Raw genomic sequence first — 800 nt, 5'->3', positions numbered from 1 at the left:
GGCAGGGGGCGGCGGAGTGGATGACGTGGGTCAGGCTCGACAGGTCGTAGGCGGCGCGCTCCTCGGCGGGCACGCTGAGGATGCGGGAGACCATGGTGGGCACGATCTTCACCTGCTGGATGCGATGCGTGTCGACCAGCTGGGGGAACTTGCGCGCGTCCCAGCGGGGCATGATCACGAGATTCGCGCCCATGCGCAGGCCCAGTACGGCCAGCGCGTTCGGGCTGGTGTGATACAGCGGCCCCGCCACCAGCATCGGCACCCCGGGCGCCAGTCCCGCCCGCTGCGCGGTCGCGCCCGCGATGCTGAGCAGCTGTTGCGGCGTCATCTTCTCGCGCGCAACGCCTTTGGGCTTGCCGGTGGTGCCCGAGGTGTAGATGACACCCATGCTGTCGGCGACCGCACCCTCGATGTGCCCGACCGGGTCCGGGTGCGCGGCGATCAGTTCCTCGAGCAGTTCGTGACGGCCGGTGGGTTCGGCCAGCCCCGGATCCCAACCGCCCTCGGCGAGCAGCTCGGCGGGCATGGCGATCTCGACGACGCGGGCGTCACTACCCGCGATGTCCCGGGCATCCTCGACCACGGGCACGAACCCGGTGTGCGCGAAGATGATTCGCACATTCGCATCGGTAAGCACATGCGCCACTTCGGCGGCCGTCCACCGGGTATTGATTGGCAGCGGATTGGCGCCGGCCGAAGCGATCCCGACCGACACCTCGAGGAACTCGATGTCGTTGCGCGCCATGATCACACACTTGTCGCCCCGCCCGACCCCGCCTGCCAACAGCGCCGCCCCGAGC

1 protein-coding gene is annotated in these 800 nt (G+C 69.5%); it reads right to left on the bottom strand.

The features are described 5' to 3' along the window. Positions 1–745 (bottom strand): AMP-binding protein (locus tag ACAM49_RS40310; protein ID WP_369640761.1); only part of this gene is annotated, 745 nt, incomplete at its 3' end. Positions 746–800: the final 55 nt, after the last annotated feature.

It is taken from the genome of Nocardia sp. JMUB6875 (assembly GCF_041154655.1).
Classification (GTDB): domain Bacteria; phylum Actinomycetota; class Actinomycetes; order Mycobacteriales; family Mycobacteriaceae; genus Nocardia.
Note: the sequence above shows the minus strand (reverse complement) of the source record. Positions and strands in the feature narration are given on the sequence as shown.